The organism is Sporosarcina thermotolerans, assembly GCF_042658975.1.
Taxonomy (GTDB): domain Bacteria; phylum Bacillota; class Bacilli; order Bacillales_A; family Planococcaceae; genus Sporosarcina; species Sporosarcina thermotolerans.
The window spans coordinates 20,395-46,556 of the sequence record NZ_JBHSRM010000015.1; the positions used below are offsets into that span (position 1 = coordinate 20,395).

At 40.9% G+C, this 26,162-nt stretch carries 27 protein-coding genes and 1 riboswitch; of the genes, 14 read left to right on the plus strand and 13 right to left on the minus strand.

Annotation, left to right across the window (positions count from 1 at the left end; translation table 11 throughout):
* Positions 1-45 precede the first annotated feature (45 nt).
* The 5 genes from ACFPZG_RS13135 to ACFPZG_RS13155 all read left to right on the plus strand — a co-directional run bounded on the left by ACFPZG_RS13135 (position 46) and on the right by ACFPZG_RS13155 (position 5,610).
* Positions 46-432: an OsmC family protein gene (locus tag ACFPZG_RS13135; RefSeq protein ID WP_283734077.1), complete on the plus strand. Its 387-nt coding sequence runs from the start codon at positions 46-48 to the stop codon at positions 430-432.
* A gap of 331 nt (positions 433-763) precedes the next feature.
* Positions 764-937: an SE1561 family protein gene (locus ACFPZG_RS13140; protein ID WP_283734076.1), complete on the plus strand. Its 174-nt coding sequence runs from the start codon at positions 764-766 to the stop codon at positions 935-937.
* Between the two features lie 20 nt (positions 938-957).
* On the plus strand, positions 958-2,520 hold the full coding sequence (locus ACFPZG_RS13145; protein WP_283734075.1) for a fumarate hydratase: 1,563 nt from the start codon (positions 958-960) through the stop codon (positions 2,518-2,520).
* 229 nt (positions 2,521-2,749) lie between these two features.
* Positions 2,750-4,654 carry a heavy metal translocating P-type ATPase gene (locus tag ACFPZG_RS13150; RefSeq protein WP_317940946.1) on the plus strand — a complete coding sequence of 635 codons (1,905 nt, stop codon included), beginning with the start codon at positions 2,750-2,752 and terminating at the stop codon, positions 4,652-4,654.
* 518 nt (positions 4,655-5,172) lie between these two features.
* Entirely contained in the window at positions 5,173-5,610 is a 438-nt protein-coding gene (locus ACFPZG_RS13155; protein WP_283734073.1) for a hypothetical protein, read from the plus strand.
* 351 nt (positions 5,611-5,961) lie between these two features.
* Here ACFPZG_RS13155 and ACFPZG_RS13160 read toward each other — a convergent pair whose 3' ends face one another.
* Both ACFPZG_RS13160 and ACFPZG_RS13165 read right to left on the minus strand, forming a co-directional pair.
* The gene (locus tag ACFPZG_RS13160) at positions 5,962-6,978 is read right to left on the minus strand and encodes a YihY/virulence factor BrkB family protein (RefSeq protein WP_317940948.1); all 1,017 of its coding nucleotides are present in this window, start codon (positions 6,976-6,978) and stop codon (positions 5,962-5,964) included.
* 23 nt (positions 6,979-7,001) lie between these two features.
* Positions 7,002-7,394, minus strand: a complete 393-nt coding sequence (locus tag ACFPZG_RS13165) for a YtxH domain-containing protein (RefSeq protein ID WP_381427569.1) — start codon at positions 7,392-7,394, stop codon at positions 7,002-7,004.
* Between the two features lie 224 nt (positions 7,395-7,618).
* On the opposite strand from ACFPZG_RS13165, the gene ACFPZG_RS13170 reads away from it, so the two are divergent.
* Complete coding sequence (locus ACFPZG_RS13170; protein ID WP_317940949.1) at positions 7,619-9,001, plus strand: alanine/glycine:cation symporter family protein; 1,383 nt, start codon at positions 7,619-7,621, stop codon at positions 8,999-9,001.
* 42 nt (positions 9,002-9,043) lie between these two features.
* The gene (locus ACFPZG_RS13175) at positions 9,044-9,268 is read left to right on the plus strand and encodes a DUF1128 domain-containing protein (RefSeq protein ID WP_283734071.1); all 225 of its coding nucleotides are present in this window, start codon (positions 9,044-9,046) and stop codon (positions 9,266-9,268) included.
* A gap of 214 nt (positions 9,269-9,482) precedes the next feature.
* Here ACFPZG_RS13175 and motB read toward each other — a convergent pair whose 3' ends face one another.
* Complete coding sequence (motB, locus tag ACFPZG_RS13180; protein ID WP_317940950.1) at positions 9,483-10,241, minus strand: flagellar motor protein MotB; 759 nt, start codon at positions 10,239-10,241, stop codon at positions 9,483-9,485.
* Positions 10,225-11,040: a flagellar motor stator protein MotA gene (gene motA, locus ACFPZG_RS13185; protein WP_317940951.1), complete on the minus strand. Its 816-nt coding sequence runs from the start codon at positions 11,038-11,040 to the stop codon at positions 10,225-10,227. The genes motB and motA overlap by 17 nt, the downstream gene beginning before the upstream one ends.
* A gap of 193 nt (positions 11,041-11,233) precedes the next feature.
* Between motA and ACFPZG_RS13190 the strand changes: the two genes are divergently transcribed.
* The 3 genes from ACFPZG_RS13190 to ACFPZG_RS13200 all read left to right on the plus strand — a co-directional run bounded on the left by ACFPZG_RS13190 (position 11,234) and on the right by ACFPZG_RS13200 (position 13,365).
* Entirely contained in the window at positions 11,234-12,466 is a 1,233-nt protein-coding gene (locus tag ACFPZG_RS13190) for an aminopeptidase (RefSeq protein ID WP_317940952.1), read from the plus strand.
* A gap of 105 nt (positions 12,467-12,571) precedes the next feature.
* Entirely contained in the window at positions 12,572-12,709 is a 138-nt protein-coding gene (locus ACFPZG_RS13195; RefSeq protein WP_283734070.1) for a hypothetical protein, read from the plus strand.
* A gap of 80 nt (positions 12,710-12,789) precedes the next feature.
* Entirely contained in the window at positions 12,790-13,365 is a 576-nt protein-coding gene (locus tag ACFPZG_RS13200; RefSeq protein WP_283734069.1) for a beta-class carbonic anhydrase, read from the plus strand.
* A gap of 175 nt (positions 13,366-13,540) precedes the next feature.
* Here ACFPZG_RS13200 and ACFPZG_RS13205 read toward each other — a convergent pair whose 3' ends face one another.
* On the minus strand, positions 13,541-14,086 hold the full coding sequence (locus ACFPZG_RS13205; RefSeq protein WP_283734068.1) for a GNAT family N-acetyltransferase: 546 nt from the start codon (positions 14,084-14,086) through the stop codon (positions 13,541-13,543).
* Positions 14,087-14,093: 7 nt separating this feature from the next.
* The gene (locus ACFPZG_RS13210; protein WP_283734067.1) at positions 14,094-15,899 is read right to left on the minus strand and encodes a M3 family oligoendopeptidase; all 1,806 of its coding nucleotides are present in this window, start codon (positions 15,897-15,899) and stop codon (positions 14,094-14,096) included.
* Between the two features lie 162 nt (positions 15,900-16,061).
* On the opposite strand from ACFPZG_RS13210, the gene ACFPZG_RS13215 reads away from it, so the two are divergent.
* Positions 16,062-16,811 carry a tryptophan-rich sensory protein gene (locus ACFPZG_RS13215; protein ID WP_317940954.1) on the plus strand — a complete coding sequence of 250 codons (750 nt, stop codon included), beginning with the start codon at positions 16,062-16,064 and terminating at the stop codon, positions 16,809-16,811.
* A gap of 24 nt (positions 16,812-16,835) precedes the next feature.
* On the opposite strand, the gene thiT is transcribed toward ACFPZG_RS13215, so the two are convergent.
* Complete coding sequence (thiT, locus tag ACFPZG_RS13220) at positions 16,836-17,396, minus strand: energy-coupled thiamine transporter ThiT (protein WP_317940955.1); 561 nt, start codon at positions 17,394-17,396, stop codon at positions 16,836-16,838.
* 211 nt (positions 17,397-17,607) lie between these two features.
* Positions 17,608-17,709, minus strand: a riboswitch (TPP riboswitch).
* A gap of 89 nt (positions 17,710-17,798) precedes the next feature.
* Here thiT and ACFPZG_RS13225 point away from each other — a divergent pair.
* Positions 17,799-18,140, plus strand: coding sequence for a DUF4870 domain-containing protein (locus tag ACFPZG_RS13225; protein WP_283734064.1), 342 nt, complete (start codon positions 17,799-17,801; stop codon positions 18,138-18,140).
* 83 nt (positions 18,141-18,223) lie between these two features.
* The gene (gene map, locus ACFPZG_RS13230; protein ID WP_283734063.1) at positions 18,224-18,970 is read left to right on the plus strand and encodes a type I methionyl aminopeptidase; all 747 of its coding nucleotides are present in this window, start codon (positions 18,224-18,226) and stop codon (positions 18,968-18,970) included.
* Positions 18,971-19,024: 54 nt separating this feature from the next.
* Here the strand turns inward: map and ACFPZG_RS13235 are convergent, their stop codons facing one another.
* From ACFPZG_RS13235 to ACFPZG_RS13260, 6 genes are all read right to left on the minus strand, one after another.
* On the minus strand, positions 19,025-20,191 hold the full coding sequence (locus ACFPZG_RS13235; RefSeq protein ID WP_283734062.1) for a DEAD/DEAH box helicase: 1,167 nt from the start codon (positions 20,189-20,191) through the stop codon (positions 19,025-19,027).
* A 66-nt stretch (positions 20,192-20,257) separates the two neighbouring features.
* Complete coding sequence (locus ACFPZG_RS13240) at positions 20,258-21,712, minus strand: amidase family protein (RefSeq protein ID WP_317940956.1); 1,455 nt, start codon at positions 21,710-21,712, stop codon at positions 20,258-20,260.
* An 18-nt stretch (positions 21,713-21,730) separates the two neighbouring features.
* A complete protein-coding gene (gene fbpA, locus ACFPZG_RS13245) occupies positions 21,731-21,865 on the minus strand; it encodes a Fur-regulated basic protein FbpA (protein ID WP_283734061.1) in 135 nt (44 codons plus the stop codon).
* Between the two features lie 309 nt (positions 21,866-22,174).
* On the minus strand, positions 22,175-23,389 hold the full coding sequence (locus ACFPZG_RS13250) for a carboxylate--amine ligase (protein ID WP_317940957.1): 1,215 nt from the start codon (positions 23,387-23,389) through the stop codon (positions 22,175-22,177).
* An 82-nt stretch (positions 23,390-23,471) separates the two neighbouring features.
* Entirely contained in the window at positions 23,472-24,170 is a 699-nt protein-coding gene (locus ACFPZG_RS13255) for an RluA family pseudouridine synthase (RefSeq protein WP_317940958.1), read from the minus strand.
* Between the two features lie 179 nt (positions 24,171-24,349).
* Entirely contained in the window at positions 24,350-25,183 is an 834-nt protein-coding gene (locus tag ACFPZG_RS13260; protein ID WP_283734058.1) for a glycerophosphodiester phosphodiesterase, read from the minus strand.
* A gap of 202 nt (positions 25,184-25,385) precedes the next feature.
* On the opposite strand from ACFPZG_RS13260, the gene ACFPZG_RS13265 reads away from it, so the two are divergent.
* Complete coding sequence (locus ACFPZG_RS13265; RefSeq protein WP_283734057.1) at positions 25,386-26,132, plus strand: arylamine N-acetyltransferase family protein; 747 nt, start codon at positions 25,386-25,388, stop codon at positions 26,130-26,132.
* The last annotated feature ends 30 nt before the right edge of the window (positions 26,133-26,162 follow it).

Genomic DNA, 26,162 nt, shown 5'->3' on the forward strand with positions numbered 1-26,162 from the left:
TCTCATGAATCATCTATAATCTTAGCATAAGGAGGTTTGATATTAATGAAATTCGAAATGACTGAAAATGGCTTTGAAACGGAGACATCATATGGAAAACTGCAGATTTCTGCGAATGATGAGTTCGGATTCAGACCGTATCAATTGCTTGTCTCTTCTATTGCGGTATGCAGTGGAGGTGTGTTGCGCAAGATTCTCGAAAGGAAGCGCATCCCTGCAAATCATATTGCGATTGAGGTTAAGGAAGTTAAGCGTAATGAGGCAGTTGCAAACAGAGTTGAAAAGATCCACTTGCATTTCATCATTGACGGTACGAAAATCGAAGATGATAAGATGGAGAAGATTATGGAAGTAACCGAGAAGAACTGCTCAATGTTCCAGTCGGTCAAAGACTCCATTGAAGTAGTAAGCACATTTGAGTTTATAAACTAATAAAAGCCCAGTCCATATCTGATTTTACAGTTCAGATTTCGGCTGGGCTTTTACGTATGAATAGAACCTTCACTATCATTTTGCATATAAATCGTAGGCGTCGAACGGGTTAGCCGTTAAACGTTCACGGATCCCCTCCTTTAATTAGGATTCGATTCGTCTCTACTCTACGGCCTCCTTTTCTTATTGGTTATATATAGTATACCACGATATCCGCCTATTGCAAATGTTTTGTTTAGGTGAATATTCCATCGATTCAATTTAGTCACTCTAACATTGAAAAATCGCCATTAATCATATACGATGATACTGATGAAAAGAGGTGTACTTCTTGGAAAAACGACAAAGTGGACAAGTTGATGAATTAAAAAATCGCCTACATCAATTTCTGGAAAAACTTGAGTCAATCGAGCCGGAAACAACAGATATCGATGAAATCGATCAACTGATTCGTTTAATCGATGAGTTGGAAGAACAAATGAATAAAATAAAAAAAGATCAATGATTCCTTAGGGGGAAATGAAAATGTACATAGAACAAGTTGAGAAAAGCATGATTGAAACACTTGAGAAAAGTATGTATGACCTCGTATGTGAAACATCGACGAACCTACCAAAAGACGTCCGTCGTGCTGTCAAAGCAGCGCGCGAAAAGGAAGACGCTGGAACTCGCGCGGCAATGAGTCTTGATACGATTGCGAAGAACATCAATATGGCAGACGATAAACTATCTCCAATTTGCCAGGATACAGGATTGCCAACGTTTAAAATTAAGACGCCTATCGGTGTCAATCAGCTTGAAATTAAAGCGGCTATTAAACGTGCTCTTGTCCAGGCTACAAAAGACGGAAAACTAAGACCGAACTCTGTTGACTCATTAACAGGTGAAAACAGTGGCGATAATCTTGGCGAAGGTCTTCCAGTCATTAAATTCGACCAATGGGAAAACGATCATATCGAAGTAAGGCTCATCCTAAAGGGTGGCGGCTGCGAGAATAAAAACATCCAATACAGTCTACCAACTGAACTCGAAGGTCTTGGAAGAGCGGGACGCGATTTAGATGGTATCCGAAAATGTATCCTCCACTCCGTCTATCAAGCTCAAGGACAAGGTTGTTCAGCAGGTTTCATCGGTGTCGGAATCGGTGGCGATCGTGCCTCAGGTTATGATCTTGCGAAAGAACAGCTTTTCCGTGATGTGGAAGATGTAAATCCAAATTCTGATCTTGCAAAACTGGAAGCTTATATTTTAGAATCGGCAAATAAATTAGGCATTGGTACAATGGGCTTCGGTGGAGAAGCAACGTTATTAGGTTGTAAAGTTGGAGTTATGCACAGAATTCCAGCAAGCTTTTACGTATCTGTAGCATATAATTGCTGGGCATACCGCCGTATGGCAGTAGACATTAATCCTGAAACAGGCGAAGTAACAAAATGGCATTATGACAATGGCGAAAAGCTTAAGTTCGATCAAGACGATCAACAGGAAGAAGTAAAACAGTCATCACGAACTGTTGAATTGACTGCCCCAATTACAGAAGAACAGATCCGCGATTTACGAGTGGGAGATGTTGTTAAGATTAGCGGCCGGATGTATACAGGTCGTGATGCAATCCATAAGCATCTATCTGAAAACGATTCACCTGTCGACTTGAACGGTCAAATCATCTATCATTGCGGTCCTGTCGTTCTGAAAAACGAAGATGGCGGTTACGAGATCAAAGCTGCGGGCCCTACGACTTCCATTCGAGAAGAACCGTATCAAGGCGATATTATGAAGAAATTCGGCATCCGGGCTGTCATCGGAAAAGGTGGAATGGGACCAAAAACCCTTGCTGCCCTTGAAGAGCATGGTGGAGTCTATTTGAATGCAATAGGTGGAGCCGCTCAATATTACGCAGATTGTATTAAAGCTGTAGAAGGTGTTGACCTTCTACAATTCGGTATTCCCGAAGCGATGTGGCATTTAAGAGTCGAGGGCTTCACTGCTGTCGTTACAATGGATTCACACGGAAACAGCCTACATGCAGATGTAGACAAATCATCCCTTGAAAAATTAGCCCAATTCAAAGAAAAAGTATTCAACTAAAACCATTAAAAGTAGAGTGAGAGAATCCCTAAATTCTCTCCTCTATTTTTTTATTTATCTTTCGACAAACTTCGAGTGTCACTTTTCCCAACAACATGATATACTATTAATTAGAATAATTATCACATCGGAATGACTATCGAGATTTCAATAAACAGCCATAGAATCAACTTCATGATAGACAACACGAATTGAAGATGATATTCATTCTCAATTAGGAGGGACTTAAATGACAACAGAAACGAAAGAGATTCAACAAGAACCGATGAAGTGGTTAACACATATCGAGCTTTTTGCGGCGATTCTTTCAGGGATTTTGATTTTGGCGGCTTGGCTAATTGGAAAAGACGGATCGCAATCGGTTTCCATAGCCCTCTACATTATCGCTTTTCTAATTGGCGGCTTTGCAAAGGCGAAGGAAGGAATCGAGGATACAATTGCTGATCGGCAGCTAAATGTCGAGATGCTAATGGTATTTGCTGCAATTGGTTCAGCTGTTATTGGCTACTGGGCAGAAGGTGCAATTCTAATATTCATCTTTGCAATTAGTGGAGCACTTGAAACGTACACTTTAAATAAAAGTCATAAGGAAATCTCCGCACTTATGGAATTGCAACCTGAAGTCGCATGGCTTATCAACGAAGATGGATCTACAGTAAGTGTAGCCACATCTTCCCTTTCAGTCGGTGCAAAGATCCTTGTTAAACCGGGTGAGCGCGTTCCTGTCGATGGGGTTATTATACAGGGCACGACTGCAATCGACATGTCAGCGATCAATGGTGAGTCAGTTCCTGTAACAAAAGGCTTGAATGATGAATTATTTGCAGGCACTGTCAATATAAGCGGCGCCATCCAAATGGAAATGACGAAACCGAGTTCGGAGACTTTATTCCAAAAGATTATTACACTCGTCCAAAATGCACAAAGCGAAAAATCACCTTCTCAGCAATTCATCGAAAGATTTGAAGGAACGTATGTTAAAATTGTCATTTTCGCTGTCATCGTAATGATGTTCCTTCCCCATTTTTTATTTGGGTGGGACTGGACAACGACGTTCTATCGGGCAATCGTCTTGTTAGTTGTAGCCTCCCCTTGTGCACTTGTCGCATCCATTATGCCTGCGACATTGGCAGCTGTTTCGAACGGTGCAAAGCGAGGAGTCCTTTTTAAAGGAGGGGTCCATCTTGAGCATCTTGGATCATTAAAAGCAATTGCCTTTGACAAGACGGGCACATTGACTTCCGGGAAACCGGTTGTAACTGATTTTATAGTCCGCGATGGCGAGGATGTTAACAGTTCACTTGCCTTACTAGCAAGTATAGAATCTCAATCGAACCATCCACTCGCAATTGCGATTGTAAAACATGCTGAGGAACATGGAATTGTAAATCGTGATAATCCGCAAATTGAGGATGTGCCAGGATACGGTATTCGGGCATTTACTGATACTGGTGAAGTATTAGTCGGCAATCCACGATTTGTCGGTAAAGAATTGATTGACGACTTCCATGAAGGGATTGTTCAAAAGCTTTCCGATGAAGGAAAAACTGTAGTTTTCATGAAAGATTCAAACGGTATACTTGCAGCTATCGCATTAAAAGATACGTTACGCCCAGAAGCTGTTCAGGCGATAAAGGATTTGAAGAATTTAGGAATCCAGTCCATCATGCTAACAGGTGACAATGACAAGACGGCCAAAGCCATTGCGAAAGAGGCTGGACTCGATAAGTTCGTGGCTGAATGTCTTCCGGAAAAGAAGGTTGAGGAATTAAAGAGGCTCAAAACGGAATATGGAGAAGTAGGTATGGTCGGGGACGGCATTAACGATGCCCCTGCACTTGCGACAGCCACATCCGGAATTGCGATGGGTGAAGGAACCGATGTCGCTTTAGAAACAGCGGACGTTGTACTTATGCAAAATGATTTGACACGTATTTCATACGCGGTCAAAGTGTCCAGGAAAATGCAAAGGATCGTAAAGCAAAACGTCTTCTTCTCAATTGCGGTCATTGTAGTACTTATTATTTCAAACTTTATGCAAGTCGTGGACCTTCCCCTTGGAGTCATCGGTCACGAAGGAAGCACAATCCTTGTCATATTGAACGGATTGCGTTTATTAAATAATGTGAAATGATTTCAAGTTAAAAACGCTCAGAGGCTAATCTGAGCGTTTTTTAGTGTGAACTTTTATCGAAAGAGTGTGAGGAAACCGTTGATTTCCGTTTCAGGCGGACGCTTTCCGCCGGCATGGCTTGAGCCAATCGAACCACGAAGAGTTCGATTTGCCGTATTTCTGCGCTTTTTGCAGAAATTAAGGCATCCTTAGGTTTCTAAATGGCAAACAATTTGGCTATGTTAAAAGAAAAGGTAAAGTAGATAGTGACACCTATCCAAAAAAAGGATTTTTTATGCTACTCGTAAATCGACATAATGCCCGATTAAACACAAGTTAAACATCTCTCTTCGACTAACCTGCACCCGTTAGTTTAAGTGTCAACCTTCACAATATAGTTCTTACTTTAACATAAATAACCTAATAGAATGAATGTCATGTAGATAACAAGTTTTTTCAGATTCCAGTTATACATTTTAAAAAGAGGTAAATAATATACACGTGGCCCTATGAATGATAACAGCACAGGAGGTAATACGATGAATCATTTACGAGTTATTATTTACATTTGTATATTAGGAATTTTGATATATCCCCAAATGTTATTTGCTAAAACAGAAGAAGGAGTACCATTTTTAATTAACAATGGGAAATGTCCTAACACGCAAAATTTCGGGCCTGTGAGTTCAGATGAAGGCCTTATAAATGCATTGAATACGATTATTCCTGAGGTTTATAAAGATTCAAATTACAAAGGTTGGAAAGTGGAAACCATAGCACATCTTCCAAAGTCACCGCATCCAGAAGCTTATTATGAAATGGCTAAAAATTATTGCGGAGAAGAATTAGCTAATAATTCTTGGTTTGTAGAAGTATTATTTCCACAATATTTACCAGCATATGATGCATCACATAGGCAAATTTTTGTTACAAAAAACAAACAGGGGCAATGGTTTGCTTGGTTTAGATTTCATTAATGTCTGTTCAATAATCGGGAGAGATTGTTGAATAAACCGTCACTTTTCTTCTTCAACGAACGGGTGATTTAGTAAAAATGGACTTGGATTAGGGATTTCCGTTGCTTGGAGTGTAAGGCGGCGACGTGCAAAGATGTGCTCTCAACGCTTCGCTTTTGTTCGCAAAAGCTGTTCTTCGTAACAGTTTTTCCTGCGGGAATAGCATGAGCTGAAGACCCCGCAACGAAGCGAAGCGTAGTGAGGAGGCTGAAGCCGTGCCCGCGGAAAGCGTCCGCCTGCAATGCAAAGCAACAGTTTATATCACTATAATTAATCAATAAATTATTTTCGTGCAAAAAAAGCAATGCCGGTTTACCCTACGGCATTGCTTTTTTCTTTTGCAGATTTCAATTGTTGTCGTTCCGTCATAACAGCATTCAGCTGACCGCCAAGCATTAGTATGATTGCGGAAAAGTAAAGCCAAAGCATAAGCACAATAATGGCTCCGATACTACCATACATTTTGGAAAAATTTGCAAAACTGCCAACATAATACGAGAAAGCTAATGATGTAAGAATCCAGCCCGCAGTGGCAAAAATCGCACCTGGAATTGCACTTTTCAACCGGATCTTTAAATTAGGAACAGCCCAGTAAAGGACTGTAAAAACAAGAAAGATAAGAACTGGGGGAATGCTCCAGCGTAAGTTTCCCCATAATTTCATAAATCCTTCTTCCATACCAAAGTAAGAGAAAGCCAAATATCCAATTTGCTCACCGAAAATAGGTAAAAGTAGAGCAATAACTAGGACGCCTATCAAGGCTATCGTGAAAACGACGGACATTGACCTTGCAATGATGAACGAACGTGACTCTTCAACAAAATAGGAATGGTTCAGCGCCTTTGTCAGTGCATTCATACCTTTAGAGGCAGACCAAATTGTCGCCACGGCACCAATGGACAACAGTCCCCCATTCCGATTTGCTAGTATCTCCTGAAGAGTATCTTGGATAAGTCTAAAAACACTTTCGGGTGCATAATCCCGTATGAATAGGAACACTTGATTTTCGTCTATATTTAAAAACGGTAAAAGCGTTATCATAAAGATTAATAGAGGAAACATTGATAATAGGAAAAAGAAGGCCAGTTGTGATCCTAAACCGGTAATATCCACTTTCTTTATCCTGACAAGCAGCTCTTTCCAAAATCCTGTTGTCGTTGTAACATCAAACTTCTCAAGGTCGCCGTTATTCACATCATCAATGAATCTCATGATGGATGAATTCTTTATAAAACCGCCCATTTTCCCGTCAGTCGTTTTCGTTTCTTTCTCGTCATTTCCCATTTGTGACTGCATCGTTTTCGGAGTAAACTGGTCCTTGTTGCTCACATTAGACTCACTCCTTTCGGTACTTATATCTTTTTTGTTTCCATGCCCTCTTTTTGTTCGTTAACAATTTCTTTGTATTCCTCTTTCGACTCAACAAATGCCTCTTTTGTATCAACAACTAACTCTTTTACTTGAGGAGTCAGTGCTTTCAATTCGGCCACCTGGTTTTTAATATATGTTGCATCACCCGAGATTTGCTCATAAATCGACATGTATTTATCTTTTTGTTGCTGAAGCTTCTCTTTTAACACATCCGGATTTTTTGAATAATACTTTACCTGGGAAGCCATCTTTTCTGTATTTCCCTTTAATTGGCGGCGAGTGCTTTTGTCGCACAAACTTATAGCCCCACCTAAGATTGCCCCTAAAATAATAAATTTACCAAATTTGCTATTTCCCACAGAAAAACCCTCCATAACTTTCTAATTTGCTTATATTATTATACCCCTCTAAAAAATAAAACAAACAATATTGCTGAAAATGAAAATTAGGTCTTGACTAAAGTGTGAAAGTTTCGGAATATTAACAATAACACTATTGATTCTCAATAGTCTAACCTATTAGGTAGAAAGGCGGGATTATGTAAGCAGGAATAGGGAAAGGGAGATTGGGACAAAGAACAAATTTAGGGGGTAGTAGGATGGATGCAATTACTGGCTTTTTAGACACGGTAGGTGGATATGTTTGGGGACCACCTCTTCTTATTCTGTTAGTGGGAACGGGTATCTATTTGACAGTTCGACTCGGATTCTTACAAATACGGTTATTACCTTATTCATTAAAACAAGTTTTTTCTCGTAAACATGATAAAAAAGCGGATGGGGATATTTCGCAGTTCCAAGCATTGATGACCGCGATGGCGGCTACCGTCGGTGTCGGAAACATCGTCGGTGTCGCCACTGCTGTATACATGGGTGGACCAGGAGCAGTCTTCTGGATGTGGCTCGCTGGATTTTTCGGGATGGCTACAAAATATGGGGAAGCCATCCTTGCAGTAAAATACCGTGTAAAGGATTCCAAGGGCGAAATGGCCGGTGGACCAATGTATTATTTGGAACATGGCTTGAAACAAAAATGGCTTGGTGTTGCATTCGCTATATTTGGTGCCCTCGCTGCATTCGGTATCGGGAACGGTACACAGTCGAAGGCCGTTGCGGACGTCATGAATAGCACATTCAACGTCCCTCATTGGGTTTCAGGGCTTGCACTTCTAATTTTTGGTGGACTTGTAATCCTTGGAGGCATCAAATCGATCGGACGAGTTACTGCATTCTTCGTACCGATCATGGCACTCTTCTACTTCATTGCAGGTGCAATCGTTATGGTGATGAATATCCATTTAGTACCTGAAGCTTTTGCAACGATTTTCAAATTCGCATTTACAGGGGAAGCTGCAGCAGGTGGAGCAATCGGGGCGGCTATCCGTTTCGGTGTTGCCCGGGGTCTCTTCTCAAACGAAGCTGGACTTGGGTCAGCTCCAATCGCGGCTGCGGCAGCAAGAACAGACATGCCTGGTCGTCAGGCACTCATTTCCATGACGCAAGTTTTCTTTGACACACTTGTCATCTGTTCTATTACGGGAATCACAATTGTCATGTCTGGCCAATGGAAAGATAAATCAATTGAAGCTGGTTCTTTGACTGCGCAAGCTTTCGGGGAATTCTTAGGTGGAGCTGGGCCGATCATCGTTGCAATTGGTATCATTTTCTTCGCTTCATCCACCATCCTTGGATGGGGTTATTATGGTGAAAAATGTTTCCAATACCTCTTCCCTAAAAATGGAGCAGTCTTAGGATACCGTATTGCATTTGTTGCATTCATTATTGTAGGTTCTTTAGTACCTTTAAACGTAGTCTGGGCTCTTGCAGACGTCTTGAACGGCTTGATGGCTATTCCTAACTTGATTGGCCTTCTTGGATTGTCTGGTGTCATCATATTGGAAACTAAACGATTCAAAGCGAAGATGGACGAAGAGAAGGAAGCTGAAAAGCTTGGAAAAGCGGTTGACACTACAGCTAAATAATGCAATGATAAGTCCGATGATAGCGAAGGGCGGACGAAATCAATGGATTTAACTCAACCAACAGCCGAAAATGTTTCGTATATGATTGATAAGATCAAAGAGAAACTGCGGATGGTAAACGTAGATGCTATGAAGGCGGATAACTTCGATACAGAACGTTATGAAGACTTGGTTTACATGTATGAGATGGTCATGAAAAGGGATAAGATCACTCCTAACGAAATGCAAGCCATTGCCGCTGAACTTGGTTCACTTAGAAAAGCGTAGGGCGGCGTTTAGCCTCGACAGGCGATGGAGGCCTTGAAAAAAAGGCGGTCTTTGCCTTTTCTTCAAGACCGAAGCGACCCGAGAGGCTGCCGCCCGCAGCTGGACACTAAGGAAATAACGAAAAGCGGAGGGCGCTTGCCTAAGTGGCCTCAGCTATACACAAGAAAAGCCGATGCAACAGGGTATCCCCTAAAGCATCGGCTTTTTATTTATCTTATTCAACAGATGTCCCGTCTTCAAGGACAAGGGGTTGAATAAGCACTTCTACACGACGGTTCTTACTTCTTCCCTCTGCTGTATCGTTTGATGCAACTGGCTTGTTTTCACCATAGCCTTTTACACTGAAAAGTTGCGGGTCAAGATTATTCGTATCGATTAACACCTTTAAAAAATTGAGAGCACGCATCATACTGAGTTCCCAGTTCGATGGAAATTCAGCATTATTAATCGGAACATTATCCGTATGCCCCGTAACGACAATTTGCCTTGGTTTTTCAAATTTGAGGAGATTGCCAATATCCTTCGCTAAATTAGTGTACTCCGCTTTGATCGTCGCTTTCCCTGATTCAAAGAGAATGCTATCACGTATCGTAACTAAAAGGCCTTCTTCAGTTAACTTGGTTTGAAATTGGTTTTCCAGTTCATTTACTGCTATATAGTCATCTAATGATGACCTGATTTCCTCAAGTGTTTGCTGATCCTCCAAGTAGGCTGGGTTGGCATTTCCTTGTATCCCTTTTGTGTTATAAGAAGGAACCGGTGTTGGGGATGTATTTTGCATAGCGCCTGTCCCCCCATCGAATATCTCACTGAAAACAGACGACATCCGACTTAACTTTCTTTCATCGACCGAACTTGATGCAAATAAAACGATAAATAATGCTAAAAGTAGAGTGAGTAAATCCGAGTACGGCAAAAGCCAAGATTCATCAACATGACCGTCGTCTCGTTTTTTCTTACGCTTCCTCGACAAGCTCGCCCTCCCCCTTGTCGCTATTATTTTCTTTAAAGAACTTACGACGTTCTTCCATTGAAAGATAGGAAACCAGTTTTTGCTCGATAGTCCGAGGTGCTTCACCTTCAAGAACAGAAAGGATTCCCTCAATCATCATCATCTTCTGTCGGACCTCTTCCTTTGATTTTCGTTTTAATTTATTTGCAAACGGATGCCAAAGAACATATCCGGTGAAAATCCCCAACAATGTCGCGACAAATGCTGCCGAAATGGCATATCCGAGTGCTTCAATATCGTTCATATCCTTTAGTGCAGCAATTAAACCCACAACTGCCCCTAAAACACCCAATGTAGGGGCATATGTACCCGCTTGACTGAAAATAAGGGCACCAGCCGAGTGCCTTTCTTCCATTGCCTCCACTTCTTCGGTAAGGACGTCACGTATATAATCAGCGTTTTGACCGTCTATGGCTAGGTCAAGTCCATTTTTCAAAAAAGGGTCTGCAATTTCATCAGTTTGTGCTTCCAATGATAATAAGCCTTCACGTCTTGCAATATCGGCCCATTTGGAAAACATCCTTATCAAATCCGAATCGGAATTCAAATTCTGTTCTTTAAATAGAATGCCGAATAACTTTGGTACACGTTTAATTTCCTTCATTGGAAATGCAATGACAACAGCAGCAATTGTACCTGCAATGATAATAAGAATCGCAGCTGGATTAAGTAAATTATCTGGTGTTACGCCTTTCATCGCCATACCAACAAATAATGCGACTATGCCAAGAATAAGTCCAACAATGGTTGATAAATCCATAATAGTACCCCCGTCTTCTCTTCTTCTTCTTATTTCGACATAATCATACAATTCTTTAGTTCTTTAATGATAAATCCCATTAATAATAAAAAGAATTTAAACAAAGATAGACAAAGTCATTGTTTAATTATCCTTTGCCTGTTTTATTACACTGGAGTACTATTAATACATAAAGATGAAGGAGGTTTTTTATTTGTTGTCATTCGAGCAAAAATTGGAGAATTATGCAAGTTTAATTGCAGAGGTAGGAGCGAATATCCAAAAGGATCAAACACTTTTCATCAGTGCATCCATTGAAACAGTGGAACTTGTAAGGAAAGTTGCTGACAAAGCGTACTCTTTAGGGGCACGTCAAGTTATCGTAGATTGGGCGGATGAGGAGTTAGTAAAACTACGCTATGAAAAGGCACCTGCAGAATCCTTCTCTGATTTCCCTGAGTGGAAAGTGATGGAACGTGAAAAGTTGGCTGAAGGTGGAGCTGCATTTGTCAGTGTCGTATCCCAAAGTCCGGATTTACTGAAGGGTATTGAACCTTCACGCATTGCCAATGCTCAAAAAGCGGCAGGCAAAGCACTTAGCAATTACCGAAAAATGTTGCAAGCCGACCGATTCAGCTGGTCTGTCGTTGCAGCACCTTCAAAAGCATGGGCTGCGAAAATGTTCCCTGAACTTGAGGAAACAGAACAAGTCCCTGCATTATGGGAAGCCATCTTCAGTGCGGTGCGAGCGGATGTGGCAGATCCAGTTGCAGCATGGAAAGAGCTTGACAAAACATTAAATGAAAAAGCCGATTACTTGAATAAAAAAGCGTACGCAACTTTGCAATACAGAGCTCCAGGTACTAATCTGACAATCGATTTGCCAAAAGGCCATATTTGGTGCGGTGGAGGTAGTGTCAACGTAGACGGTAATGCATTCATGGCAAATATGCCGACTGAAGAAGTATTCACGGTTCCACATAAGGACGGAGTGAATGGCTATGTTAAGAACACGAAGCCACTTAGCTACGGCGGAAATATTATCGATGATTTCACAGTGACTTTCGAAGATGGTCGAATTACGGAAATCAGTGCTGGACAAGGCGAAGAGGTTCTTCAACGTCTAATCGATACAGATGAAGGTGCTAAGCATCTTGGTGAAGTGGCCCTTGTTCCACATGCTTCCCCAATTTCCGAGTCCGGATTGCTTTTCTACAATACATTGTTCGATGAAAATGCATCCAATCACCTTGCCATCGGAAGTGCATATTCATTCTGTTTAGAAGGCGGAAAAACAATGTCTACAGAAGACTTGGAGAAACATGGTCTAAACCAAAGTATTACACATGTCGATTTCATGATTGGTTCTGCTGAAATGGATATTGATGGTGTTTTACCAGATGGAACTGTTGAACCTGTATTCCGTAATGGAAATTGGGCATTCTAATATCCGTCACAATTACTAAAAACATTTCAATCTACTCTTTAATTATTTCTGATTTATAGTATAATGGGTGTATATTAAACAATCGTTGTAGAGAGGGGTCTCACTATGGGCTTAATGTACACTACAGTTATCGGTTACGCTGTTATCCTTGGTATTTCAGCTTATTTTACAATGCACTATTTGAGTAAAGCTCTTAATTCTTCCGATGCAGTAACAATCGATCCTAAACCGGAAGTAAAATAATCTATGAAAAGGGTTGCCGCTTGGCAGTCCTTTTTTTTTTATGTAAACTATGTTAAAGGCTACTATTTGGAGGTGTATTTATGACGATTTTATCTGAAATCATTGATTTCAATAAAGAATTTGTCCAAAATGAAGAATTTAAAGAATATGAAACAACGAAATTTCCCGATAAGCGAATCGTTGTGCTGACTTGTATGGATACAAGGCTGACAGAGCTACTTCCAAAGGCAATGAACTTAAAGAACGGCGATGCCAAAATCATTAAAAGTGCAGGTGCCATTGTTACCCACCCATTCGGTAGTGTAATGAGAAGCATCTTAATTGCCATCTATGAATTAAAGGCTGATGAAGTTTACATTATTGGACACCATGACTGCGGTATGAGTTCAATCGATACAGATAGTATTATTGAAAGTATGGTAGGACGTGGAATTGATAATAATCTTTTCACCACGTTAAAGTACTCCGGAATTGATATGAAGGATTGGTTGCGTGGCTTTAATGATGTCACGCAAAGCGTGAAGAGTAGTGTTGATCAAGTACGTAATCACCCGCTCATGGACCGAAAAGTACCTGTACATGGTCTCGTAGCCCATCCACACACTGGTCAATTAGATATTATTACCAATGGATATGAGTATCTTGTCGGAAAATGACATTCCATATTTCCCGGGGAATCTAAATATTTCCTATGGATAGACAAATACGAAGGACGTTAGCTGCCAAGTGGCGACAGGTCTTTCCTATTTATAGACAAAAGCCGATTCTTCACCCCTAGAAGAATCGGCTTTTCATTTTAGCTAATAGTTTCCGCCAGGCGGCCTTACCCTTTCAATAATCATCGGCCAGGCTTGCGTACATAAAGTGATCCTCCCAGGACCCATTAATGTACAATAGCTTTCTAAGCAAGCCTTCGCGGACATAACCTGCATTTTCAAGGACTTTGACAGAGCCGATATTGTTCGGGGAAACGAAAGCTTCAACCCGATGCAATGAAACGGTTTCGAACGCGAATCTTGTCACAATTTGAACCGCTTCCGTTGCAAGGCCCCTACCCGTTTCCCGTTCATCGATTGAATATCCGACAAAGCCGCTTGAGAATGGAAGCCTTTTGATGCTGTAAAGAGAAATATGGCCAATTAACCTGCTTGTTTCGGCGTCAAATATCCCAAAGTTATATTCACGCCGGTCTCTCATTTGATAGAGGGATTCCCTAATTTTATTTCGCTGGACAGAAACCGTATAGTAGCCCGGATCATGTCGCGGCTCGAAAACCGTCCAATACTCTTTATTCGCTATAAGAAGTTCAGTAAAAATGACGGCGTCTTCTTCTGTCAAAACACGTAAATAACAAGTTCGCCCTTCAAGCAGAATCAATGCTTCTTCACCTTTCTTCGGAAGCTATTTTCAAAAACTCTTCGACATCTTTTACGCAAAGAGCTACACCTTTAGCCCAGAATTCCTCCTTAGTGATGTCTTCACCAAGATGCTTCATAGCCAAATCCTCAACGGACATGATAGCAGTATCACGTAATAATGCCATATACTTCTGTTCAAACGATTCTCCTTCTGTTAGCGCCTTCGCATAGATGCTTAAGGAGAATAGGTAGCCAAATGTATACGGGAAGTTATAGAAAGGCGTACCTGTAATGTAGAAATGTAGCTTGGACGCCCAGAAATGCGGATGAGTTGAATCAAGTGCACCAGCATAAGCTTCATGTTGTGCTTCTTCCATTAATTCATTGAGGCGTGAAGCTGGTACTACACCATTTTTACGCTCTTCATAGAAACGAGTTTCAAATAGGAAACGCGCATGGATATTCATGAAGAATGCCACACTTCGTTGGATTTTATCCTCAAGTAATGCAAGTTTTTCTTCTTCTGTTTCAGCGGCTTTTACAGAGGCATCTGCAACAATCATTTCAGCGAATGTTGAAGCCGTTTCCGCTACTCCCATTGCATATTGACGATTCATATAAGGCACTGGGCGTAATGCGTATGAATGGAAAGCGTGTCCAAGTTCATGAGCAAGTGTAGCAACATTCGACATAGAACCGCTATATGTCATGAAGATACGGGATTGTTCAGAAACCGGCATTCCTGTACAGAAGCCCCCTGGACGTTTATCCGCACGATCTTCTGCTTCGATCCAGCTATCTTCGAATGCTTTACGAGAAAACGCCTCGAGTTCAGGACCAAATTTACCGAAATGCTCAAGTATAAATTCTGCCCCTTCCTGATAGGACATTTCCTTCGTTGAAGATGTAACAGGTGCGCTCATGTCGTACCAATTAATCTTTTCACTACCAAGCATATTCGCTTTGTACTTCAAAAAGTCAGCGAATGGAGCTTTATTGGCGCCGATAGCTCCCCACATTGCATCCAATGTTTCTTGGCTCATTCTGTTACGCATTAGCGGCTCGGCTAAAACATTATCCCATCCTCGTTTTTCATAGACCGCCAAACGGAAGCCAGCCAAATGATTTAATGTCGAAGCAAAGAAATCTTCTTTCGATTCCCAAGCCTCTTCAAGTTTCTCAAATACTTCCTTACGAACTGCCGCATCCGGATGGGAGCCTAAGTTATTCGCTTGCCCTACGGAAAGTTTCTTCTCTTCTCCGTTAACAGTCATTTCAATCTTAATGTCTCCGACTAATTGATTGTAAAGTTGTCCCCATCCATTGTATCCATCAACGCTTAACGCCGTTATCAGACTTTCTTCTTTCTCAGATAACTTCAATTTTACTTGTTCGCGCCACTCGTTTAAAACAAATGCAAATGGAGATAACTGTTCTGATTCCAATAATTCATTCCACACATTGTCTTCTGCTTTTGTAATCGTTTGTTGGAATTTCAAAATTACTGTTGAATATCGTGCACCCATTGAGCCCATTTCTGATTGAAGAACAAGCGCTTTTTTGTCTTTTATGTCAGCTGCAGTGAAACAGCCAATAACAGCTCCAGCTTCCCTTAAGTTTTTACCCGTATTCGTGATTTCCTCAAGAACGTTTAAAACTTGAACCGCTTCGTCTTTGGATACCGGTGTCTGTGTTGTATTTGCAAGCTCTTCCAATGTACCAATTTGTACTTTTACAGCGTCAAGATGTTGACGAAGTTCCTCTGAAGCACTTCCCCCTTTGAAAAAAACGTCTAAATCCCATACCTGTGAATATTCTTCTTTTGTCTTCATTGATTGATTCCCCCTAATCGTCTAAAAAATTTGTAATTAGTGCTTTTTTAATTATAACATGAATCTTCGGGATTCGAAATATTAGATTTGTGACGGAAATTTCATACTTTCTTTCGCATGATCCACAAAACCTATGTATACTGTTCAAAGGGAGGATTTATTATGTCTAAAACCATTATGATGACGCTATCTTTAATCGCAGTCATTATTGTGAATGTAATAGCAAGATTTTTTTCATTGAATGGGTTTACAACAAGCGAAATCGCGAATAGATTACCTGTTCTCTTTATCCCTGCTGATTATGTGCTGCTTATTTTGGGCGTAGTAGTTGTCCTGCTTTTTTACTGGATTTTCAATTTCAATAAAGCGGGGCGAAAGTTAAGTTATAGGTATCAAAACCGTGTCGCTTCACTTTTTATACTATGTAGCATTTTGCACATCACTTGGATTTTTTTATGGCACTACGGTTTGTTCAACTGGGCGGTCATTGTAAAGCTTGCACTTCTATTTTTATTGCTCGCTTTTTACTTTTCCTATCCGAAAAGGGACAACCGATTACTAGGGAGAATTCCGTTCAGTCTGTTAGTTGGATGGGGCTTCATATCTACCATAATGAATGTCAGTTATACACTTATTATTAACGATTGGTCTGGGATGGGGCTGAGCGATCCACTTTGGACCGTCATCTACTTAACCATTTCTACTGCGTTCGCACTACATTTTATGTACCATCACCGAGATTATGTAATGAATCTTGTTTTTGTTTGGGCATTCATTGGAATTGCTATTAAAAACGGAACCGAGGAGTTGTTCATATCAGCGGCTGCTATTTTCTTATGTGCAACAATCATTACATGCATCTTCTTGTTCTCAGGAAGAAACACGGAAATCAAAAATAGAGTAGGCGCATGATTTTTCAAGCGCCTACTCCTTTTTTTATGCCGCCCTTTGAATAAGTCGTGGAGCGGTTGTGAATAAGGGAACTGCTACAACTGCACAAAGTATAATTGAAGGTATCATATACGAGGCGTTGTACACGAGTGAATACAACCATACTGGTTGATCCCCCGCGAATTCGGCAAAGAAAATAACTCCACCGATAAAATGGGCAAGGAATCGTAGTACGCCCCCAATGACGGTACCTATTATTATGGCAGAAACCATTGATTGTTTATTCCCCGTTTTTCTACTGCTAAGCAACCAGCCTAAAGTAACTGCAGCAAGCCCTACCAGCGAATAAGCAACAAAATAATCGAGTGCCGCTTGGTAGATATTCAACACATATGCCCCACTAATTACCTGTAACAGTCCAGTAATTAACCCTGTTAACATTCCGCCAAGTATTCCCCATCTGAATGCGATGACGATGATTGGCAGCATAGATAATGTGATTGATCCACCTTGAGGCATTTTGAAAAGTACTAGTAAATCCAAGACGAATGATAATGCTCCAAAAATAGCAACCTCTAATAAAAACTGAAGACGTTTACGATCCAATTTGAAATTCCTCCTCTTTTTTTGTCGGAGGGATACGGAAGAAGAAAAGACATCGAACTGCTTCCACATGATGACCATCAGTAAAAGTTAGGCAAAATATATGAGCCAACAGTTTAATAAGGGCCAATCAAGGTTACGTTTAAAGCAGAGTCACTTTTTCTTTACAACAAAAAACGACATCCCGGATAGAACCGAGACATCGTTAATACATGTCAGTTTCCATCCACATCCCTACGCAAGTATGAACTTACAGGTTCGAAGGGTCCGGACAGATGTCCAATCTCAGCCAATGAAGGCACCCCTTGTGGTCGTGTAATTCAATTGTCGTATACATTGTATATGTTAAGGTACATAATAGCAAGATGATTCTATAAGCTTTTGAAAACTATGGGAGGTTTGCCAATGTCCAACAATAAAATCCTACCGGCATTATGTTATTTCAGCATATTTTTTTCGCCTCTTCTACTTCCAGCCATTGTCTATTTCATCACAGATGATCACGAAGTAAAAGGACATGCCAAACGCTCGCTAATTTCACATTTGGCACCGGTTGTACTGCTGATTGCAGGGTTTATCCTTTTTTCGTTCTCAATCATATCATATGAATCCAGAATACATACGATGATGACGGGACAGTTTGACTTTTGGGGGTTGGCTCCTTTCCTGTTCATGCTTTTGTATGGTCTACTCTTTTTATTTGTCGTCATTTGGAATGTCTTCCAAGGTGTAAAAGTCCTAAAATGATTTAAGCATACGGGCCATCAGGTTAGAATAGTTATGATATAATCGGATGAAAAAGTATGTTTCGAAGAAGGGACCTGTAAAGAATGATTGTTAAAAACAATGAAGAAATTGAAGCGTTGAAAAAAATTGGACGGATTGTCGCGGAAGTACGCGAGACAATGAAGGAAGCGGCTGTTCCTGGAATTACAACTAAAGAACTTGATGAACTTGGCGGACGTCTTTTTGCTGAACGCGGGGCTGTTTCGGCTCCTATCGATCAGTATGACTTTCCTGGATACACATGCATTAGTGTGAATCATGAAGTTGCCCATGGGATTCCGGGATCGCGTGTCCTTCAAGATGGCGATTTAGTCAATATTGACGTTTCAGGGTCATTTGGCGGTTATTTCGCGGATACGGGCATTTCATTTGTTGTAGGTACACCCGATGAAAAGAAACAGTTGCTTTGTGATGTTGCGAAACGTGCATTTGACCGTGCGATGACGAAGGTGAAAGCGGGTTCCAGTCTGAATCAGATCGGAAAAGCTGTTGAAAGAGAAGCGAAGGATAATGGGCTTAAGGTGATTAAGAATTTGACTGGGCATGGTATTGGCACTTCTTTGCATGAAGATCCGCAGCATGTTTTAAATTATTATGATGCGTGGGATAAGACGTTGATGAAGGAAGGGATGGTATTGGCGGTTGAGCCATTCATTTCCGAGAAGGCCGAGCATATTATTGAGCTTGGTGACGGATGGACGTTTGTTACGCCGGATAAGTCCCTTGTTGCACAAATTGAGCATACGATTATTGTTACGAAGGATGAGCCAATTATTTTGACTCAGCTATAAGCTATACAAAAAAGGGCATGCCAATTCACTTTGATGGAGTTGGCATTGCCCTTTTTATTGTTTTTTGTTTGGTTTTTTAGTTACTGGTTTTTGACCGCTGACTGTTTTTGAATTTCCTTCAGCAAGGTTTCCTTTGTACCATACCTTTTGAACGGGTTTGAAGTCCTTTGCAAGCTTTCGATACGAACGTTCTTCGGGGTAAGAGAGTAGCGTAAGGACTTCCCCGTCCTCACCAGCGCGTCCGGTACGTCCTGAGCGGTGTAAATACTGCTCGATTGTATGAGGGACGTCGACGTGGATGACATGGGTCAATCCTTGGATGTCCAATCCTCTTGCTGCAAGATCTGTCGCGATTAGAATACGAATTTCACCTTTACGAAAACGTTCAAGCGTTTCTTGGCGTTCGAATTTTTTCATAGATGAATATAAAACCGCGATTGGAGCCTCATTGTATTGTAATTTCAGTTCCTTCATCCGAAGCTGATCGACATTGTTCATGAATGCAAGAGCTCTAATATCGGGTAGATGTGATAGGCCGCGTAATAAATCAGTTTTGTCACGGGCTTCCGTTTTAACAAATGAATGTATCACTTTTCCTGACAACGGCATATCTTCAAGGGATACTTTTAGTCGAACCGGGTCATTCATAAGCTTCTTCGCAACGATTTCAATTTCATCTGTAATGGTTGCGGATACAACCGCCACTTGGCGATCTGTATTGGCTGCTTCGATCAGATCTTTAACGATGACTCTGTACTCACGAGAAAGAAGCTGATCCCCTTCGTCCAAGACAATATACCGAATATCACTCATTTTTAATCGTCTCGCTTTAACAAGTTCGACTAATCGACCAGGTGTTCCAACGACGATGGTTGGCTTTTTCTTCAACCGCTCAATCTGTCGTTGCATATTCGCACCGCCAATTAGCTGAGTGACGGATATGCTTGTTCCTTCCACCCAACCACGAATGACATTGACTATTTGCATCGCTAATTCTTGTGAGGGAGCCATGATCAGTGCCTGTGTTTTCATTTTATCGCCATCTACCTGTTGAAGCATCGGCAATACATACGCCAGTGTCTTACCTGTTCCTGTTGGAGATTCCGCTACGATATCCTTGCCATTCAGCAATTCAGGAATCATTTGTGACTGTATCGGCGTCTCATGTTCAAATTTCCACTTGTTCTTAAATACATCGTCCATTTTTTCCAAGAAGGACATTCTCATCCCTGCTTTCCTTATACCTTATCTCATAATGGACTGGATTCCATTTCATTTCAACATTTTTTATACGTTTGGCTTGCTTCTTACCAATGTTTGTTGTTCGAATGCATATGCATACCCTATCAATTCCGGCTCGGCAAATGCCCGTCCGCACATTGTAATACAAAAAGGCTCTCCTTTTTCCGTGAAAGATGCGGGAACTGTGATTGCCGGATAACCAGCCGCTGCACTGAAGCTGCATCCATGGTCTTGCGGAAATAATAGAAAATCAATGCGGTGTTCATTGAAAGCTTTATCAAGGGCTACTTCCCCTGCCAAATGACGGTTTTTAATTAAAGCCTCGATATAGGCAGGTTCCTTCAATGTTCCACTTGTTCGGTCCACTTTTTCCAACATCACTTGGCCGTATTTAAGCGTTTCTTCCGAATGCTCTTTATTGAATCGAATGACATCGGACAAGGTTCGCACCGGGTTCGTCATCGGGGTTTTTCCAAGATACGCATTCAACGCGGCCTTGAATTCGTAGAGTAGGACATTATACCCTAAATCATCCTCCATCGCCCCTAAATCGATTGAATCGATAATTTCCGCGCCCAATGCTTCCATTTGAGTTAGGACGGTATCGAACTGCGCCTTTCTTTCTGTCGAAATTTCACGTTCAAAAATAGAACGGGCAATACCGATTCTTTTACCAATAAGCGCCTTAGGATCCAATAACGATAGCCAGTCTATTCCGGCATAACAATCGGATCCTTTCGTAACCGGATCATCAGAATCATGACCTATCATCAGACTGAACGTTATCGTTGCATCTTCTACTGTTCGCGCCATTGGCCCCGGGGTATCCTGGGTGAATGATAGCGGGATTATACCGCTTCTACTGATTGCACCTACTGTCGGCTTTATACCGACAAGTGCGTTCTGTGCGGATGGGTTAATGATGGATCCACTTGTCTCCGTTCCAATGGAAACCGCTGCCATGTTGGCACTGACTGCGGCAGCTGCTCCAGAACTTGAACCTCCAACGTCGAAAGGACCGTACGGATTGTTCACTTGCCCTCCACGGGAACTCCACCCATTCCTCATCCTGTCAGACATGAAGTTCGCCCATTCTGTCATATTCGTCTTCCCAAGGATGACTGCGCCCGCTTCACGTAATTTCTTTACTAAAAACGCATCTTCTTCTGCAAAATAATCTTTCATAGCCAATGAACCACAGCTTGTATGCATTTTATCGGAAGTATCCATATTATCTTTTAGCAGCACCGGTATTCCGTGCAAAAGAGAGCGTACTTTTCCAGAACGCCTCTCCTCATCGAGTGAACGAGCTGTCTGGAGTGCTTGTGGATTAATTTCCAGGATAGCGTTAACCGTTTGATCTACCTCTGAAATTCTTTGTAAATACATGATCACCAGTTCTTCAGAACTTATCTCATTGTCCCCCATCTTCTGTTGCATTTGACGAATAGTCGCTTCCTCTAACCATTCCTTGCGAAATTTCTCCAATTTCCCGTTCAAGCTTATCCCCCCAATGATTCACTCTATCTCTATTCCCATTGTATACTGTTTTAGCAACTCATATAAGGAAAGCTCATATAATTGTTTACCATTAATTTTATAAACGCCTTTGCTTACAAGTTTCTCAATGATTGTGTTTCTTTTTGAATCCATTTGGTGGTTTTGATGTTTTGGTTTCTCATGATGAAAAATTCCTCCTTGAGTTATTCACCTTTCTATTCCACCACCTACAACACTGTAAACTTTACTAAAAAAAACCCAATTGCATGATTGCAATCGGGTTTTAGATATTTTTGGCCAGCTTCGGTCGGCAGCCAAAGCCGTTACGAAGAACGGGTTTTGCGAGTAAAAGCGAAGCGTTAGGAGCACAGTTGGATGCCTTAATTTCTGCAAAGATCCGCAGAAATACGGCAAATCAAACCCTTCGCTGTTTGATTGGCTAAACACCGCCCTCCGCTTTTCTTATTCCCAGCTATTATTTTTATATTTACGGTAGTAATTAATTTGTCTCAATAAAAGATATAGTTTTCTTTTGAAGCTTCTATCCCTTTTATAGAACAATGGATTGGTGTATTTACCCGCCCTTAACAACTTCTTAATCTCTTCCCGGACTTCTTTATTGTCAACGAACTTCTTAAGAACAATTTTCGGAACGACCGTAAAGAGGAATTTTTCATCCAATAATGTTAGAGACTTTTCGACATTATAAATGAGGTCATCGACAAAATTCTTCGCCATATTATGACCGCATGACGTTATATAATAGCTTGAACGTCCTTGACGGATATTCACTTCAAACACTTTGAATTTGCCGTCACGATGATCATATTTCAAGTCAAAATTCGCATATCCCACATAGTTGAGCGCCTCTAAAAAGCCCTTCAGCTTCAACATCATCTCTTCATTGTATCTCGTTATGACTGCTGTGTAATTTCCAATAGCAGTAGGAGTATGCTCTTGAAGTACAACTTGTCCAAATGTGATCAGCTCAGTGTTCCCTTTGCTGTTAATGTAAAAAACGGAGTCCCACATGTATGTATCATCACCTGGGATGAAATCCTGGATGATCAAGTCATCTTGATAGCCGCTCTTTTTAATCGTTTCAATTACTTTTTGAATTTCCCCATACGAGTCGACTTTATAGACTTTTTGCATACCTGTAAACGGGTGTTTATAATACTCTACGCCGTTGCTTGGCTTGATGATAACTGGGAACATGACTTCATCTGTGAAGCGGTCGTCATTTTTACAGGAATAAAAATAAGTTGCTGGCGTATCGATTCCATGCTCTTCACATAGTTTATAAAAATTTTTCTTTACAAGTAAGTTATTCATTAACGCTTCATCGATATAATTGAATACAAAGTCTTTGGAGAGGGCATCTCGATTCTCAATAATGAGGCGTACATAAAGGTCATTTGTGCCGATCAGGAGCAATCTTTTCCCCGGAGTTTTGTATTTAGATGCGACTTGTTTCAGAATAGCTGCAAATTCTTTCTTTTCCCCAAGCTTCGGAAACAGTTCAATCGCTCCGGGGATTGTGCTTAAGCTTGTAAAGGATAGTGGTTCTTTTCCAACGAGGATAGGGTGTATTCCATATGCCTCATGAAAGGAGATTGCCATATTGTATGCATTAATATCGGTTCCTACAATAATCGGGATAAACGGATTTGTCATAATTTCCTCCAACTAATTTTCTCATTCTAAGTGTAGGGTTATGGAATTTCTATGTCAATCAACCGGATGACCTGCTTTAACTTTATACGGTGACAGTTCGATCACTTATTCTCTCCCAAATAGTCCACGGATGCACGGAAGGAGGTATCGATTCGAATTTCATTAATTCCTTTGTTGTCGGATGAGGGAATTCGAGGGTATTTGCCCATAAAGCAATTTGCTGGCCAGGTTTATTCACTTGTTGCCCGTATTTTTGGTCTCCGTAAAGAGGGGTACCAACTGCAGCCAATTGAACGCGGATTTGATGGGATCTGCCTGTGTGTAGACGGACATTCAATAGGCTCATACCGTCCATTTCTTCAATTGCTTCATACTGAAGGATGGCTTTTTTTCCATCCGGATGTCCAGCTTTAACCGTATGCACTTTATTCTTTTTCGTATCTTTCCATAAATGATGTTCCAATACATCGTAATTCTTCTTCAAACTTCCACGCACAACGGTTAGGTAAGTCCTTTCCATTTCCCTTTTTCGTAATACATCGGATAAGCGAGAAGCAGCTTTGGATGTTTTGGCAAACACCATAACACCCCCTACCGGACGATCCAGTCGATGAACCAATCCAAGATAGACATTTCCAGGCTTTTGATAGCGCTTTTTCAAATCCTCTTTCAATAGAGTAAGTAGGTCTGCATCGCCGCTTTCATCGGCTTGAACGGGTAAATTCACGGGTTTTTCGACAACAAGCAAATGATTGTCTTCATATAAAATGTGTATGATCATCTTTCACAGCTCCCTTCAAAGAGACTGTTCGACAAATAATTCTATATGATTTTCCATTTTTCATAGTATATCTCCTCCAGTCCGTCTATCATACTATATATTTTCAGTTAATCCGTTGGAATAAAGTGTTTTATGCAAGCAAAAAACCGGAATGCAGTATTCCGGTTTTGATTACTTACTTATTCTTGTACGAGATAGATCTGTTCGCTGATGCGCCATGAAGGATAATCGGAAATGATTCCGTCGACTCCATACTTATGGGCTTTCGAGACGAGTTTCTTGTCACTTTTCGACCAAACAAGGACCTTGCTTCCTCGCTGTTGGACTTTATTCACCATGCTTTTGTTTACAAAGGAGACATTGAAATTTACGAAAGATGCAAAGGATGTTAAATCATCCAATTTACTATCAGATAAAAATGATTCTGCGGGACGAACTAAGACTGCTACGTTTAGTTCTGGCAGCAAGGATTGCATTTTCCTCATTGATTCGATATCAAATGACTGGACGATGATTGAACTTAAATCATCATATTTACTTAATAACGATACAACACTTTCTTCAATACCCGGATTTTTTTCGGGATTTTTCAATTCTATTAATAAACCGATTTGGTCAAAGAATTCATCCAATAACTCGTTAAGGGTCATGATTGACTCACCTTTGAATTCCTCACTGAACGTAATTCCAGCATCAAACTCCCTTAATTCGGCCAATGTATAATCACTTATGAAACCGCTTCCATTCGTTGTCCGGTCGATTCTTTCGTCGTGCATGATAATGAGCTCTCCATCTTTTGATAGATGAACGTCGCACTCCAAATAGTCCGCTTGAAGTTCGACACTCTTTAAAAAGGCTGATCGGGTATTTTCTGGCGCAAAACCGGAGGCGCCCCTATGAGCAATACTCATCATATTCGGTTGATGTACCCGTTTTGTCTGGCCGTTGTACCCAACTAGAAGTAATAAACAAGCTCCAACAATTGCAATCCAAACAAGATTATGTTTTCTCATATAAATACCCCATATCTCTCATCAGATTTATATAATCCGAATTATCTCTCTATTAGAATAACATATTTCATGAGACTTGAATACCCCTTTTTTCCATTTATCTTATATGTAAAATGTCCCAGTTCTATGCGACTTTTTATTTCATTCACAATAATTTCCTAACATGATAGGATAGGAATAAATAAGCAAGGAGGTCAGGGGAATGAATATTGACAAGTACCTAATGCGTTTTAACGCAAGTCATTTGACGGATCCTTCTCTAAAGAACTTGAAGGAACTGCAGTTTTTGCATATGACTAACATTCCATTTGAAAATTTAGATGTCATCCGAAAAGTTCCTATTTATCTAAACTTGATTACAATCTATGAGAAAATCGTCACACGAATACGTGGGGGCTATTGCTACGAGTTAAACGGACTTTTTCATTGGCTATTGGTCGAACTCGGATATGATGCATCCTTGGTCGCAGCAACCGTCTTCAGACCGAATGGGAAATGGGCAAAGCCCGAGACACATGCGGCTATACTCGTTCATTTGGATGAAACGTATCTTGTAGATGTCGGTTTTGGAGATTCTACAATCCTTCCAATCCCGTTAAATGGTGATTTATGTACTGATGCAGGCGGAAGTTACGATGTTAAGAAATTCGATAATCTAATGTATGTACTTAACCGGACAAGAAATGGGGAATCCCGCATGATTTATAAGTTCAGAGCAACACAGAAGCGCCTTGAAGATTTCCATGAGGGCTGTGTTTTCAATCAAGTTTCTGCGGATTCAACATTCACTCATGTGGATATTATTACGAGGGCGACTGAAACTGGTCGGATTTCATTATATGATGATGAACTATCCATTTATGAAAAAGGAAATAAGAAAAATAGAGTAATCACACATACTGAAAAACCTTCTGTTATGAAAGATCTATTTGGTATCGAGATAAAGTAAAGAAGCATCCGGTCGTAATGCCGGATGCTT

What these genes read in the sequence shown, in the direction of transcription:
- ACFPZG_RS13215 (WP_317940954.1), top strand. Translation starts at nt 16,062, where the DNA reads ATGTCTAAAACCATTATGATGACGCTATCTTTAATCGCAGTCATTATT.
- ACFPZG_RS13145 (WP_283734075.1), top strand. Translation starts at nt 958, where the DNA reads ATGTACATAGAACAAGTTGAGAAAAGCATGATTGAAACACTTGAGAAA.
- ACFPZG_RS13260 (WP_283734058.1), bottom strand. Translation starts at nt 25,183, where the DNA reads ATGAGAAAACATAATCTTGTTTGGATTGCAATTGTTGGAGCTTGTTTA.
- ACFPZG_RS13150 (WP_317940946.1), top strand. Translation starts at nt 2,750, where the DNA reads ATGACAACAGAAACGAAAGAGATTCAACAAGAACCGATGAAGTGGTTA.
- ACFPZG_RS13170 (WP_317940949.1), top strand. Translation starts at nt 7,619, where the DNA reads ATGGATGCAATTACTGGCTTTTTAGACACGGTAGGTGGATATGTTTGG.
- ACFPZG_RS13175 (WP_283734071.1), top strand. Translation starts at nt 9,044, where the DNA reads ATGGATTTAACTCAACCAACAGCCGAAAATGTTTCGTATATGATTGAT.
- ACFPZG_RS13225 (WP_283734064.1), top strand. Translation starts at nt 17,799, where the DNA reads ATGTCCAACAATAAAATCCTACCGGCATTATGTTATTTCAGCATATTT.
- ACFPZG_RS13200 (WP_283734069.1), top strand. Translation starts at nt 12,790, where the DNA reads ATGACGATTTTATCTGAAATCATTGATTTCAATAAAGAATTTGTCCAA.
- ACFPZG_RS13155 (WP_283734073.1), top strand. Translation starts at nt 5,173, where the DNA reads ATGAATCATTTACGAGTTATTATTTACATTTGTATATTAGGAATTTTG.
- ACFPZG_RS13210 (WP_283734067.1), bottom strand. Translation starts at nt 15,899, where the DNA reads ATGAAGACAAAAGAAGAATATTCACAGGTATGGGATTTAGACGTTTTT.
- ACFPZG_RS13135 (WP_283734077.1), top strand. Translation starts at nt 46, where the DNA reads ATGAAATTCGAAATGACTGAAAATGGCTTTGAAACGGAGACATCATAT.
- fbpA (WP_283734061.1), bottom strand. Translation starts at nt 21,865, where the DNA reads ATGGATTCAAAAAGAAACACAATCATTGAGAAACTTGTAAGCAAAGGC.
- ACFPZG_RS13165 (WP_381427569.1), bottom strand. Translation starts at nt 7,394, where the DNA reads ATGGAGGGTTTTTCTGTGGGAAATAGCAAATTTGGTAAATTTATTATT.
- map (WP_283734063.1), top strand. Translation starts at nt 18,224, where the DNA reads ATGATTGTTAAAAACAATGAAGAAATTGAAGCGTTGAAAAAAATTGGA.
- ACFPZG_RS13255 (WP_317940958.1), bottom strand. Translation starts at nt 24,170, where the DNA reads ATGATCATACACATTTTATATGAAGACAATCATTTGCTTGTTGTCGAA.
- motA (WP_317940951.1), bottom strand. Translation starts at nt 11,040, where the DNA reads ATGGATTTATCAACCATTGTTGGACTTATTCTTGGCATAGTCGCATTA.
- ACFPZG_RS13265 (WP_283734057.1), top strand. Translation starts at nt 25,386, where the DNA reads ATGAATATTGACAAGTACCTAATGCGTTTTAACGCAAGTCATTTGACG.
- ACFPZG_RS13250 (WP_317940957.1), bottom strand. Translation starts at nt 23,389, where the DNA reads ATGACAAATCCGTTTATCCCGATTATTGTAGGAACCGATATTAATGCA.
- ACFPZG_RS13195 (WP_283734070.1), top strand. Translation starts at nt 12,572, where the DNA reads ATGGGCTTAATGTACACTACAGTTATCGGTTACGCTGTTATCCTTGGT.
- ACFPZG_RS13235 (WP_283734062.1), bottom strand. Translation starts at nt 20,191, where the DNA reads ATGTCCTTCTTGGAAAAAATGGACGATGTATTTAAGAACAAGTGGAAA.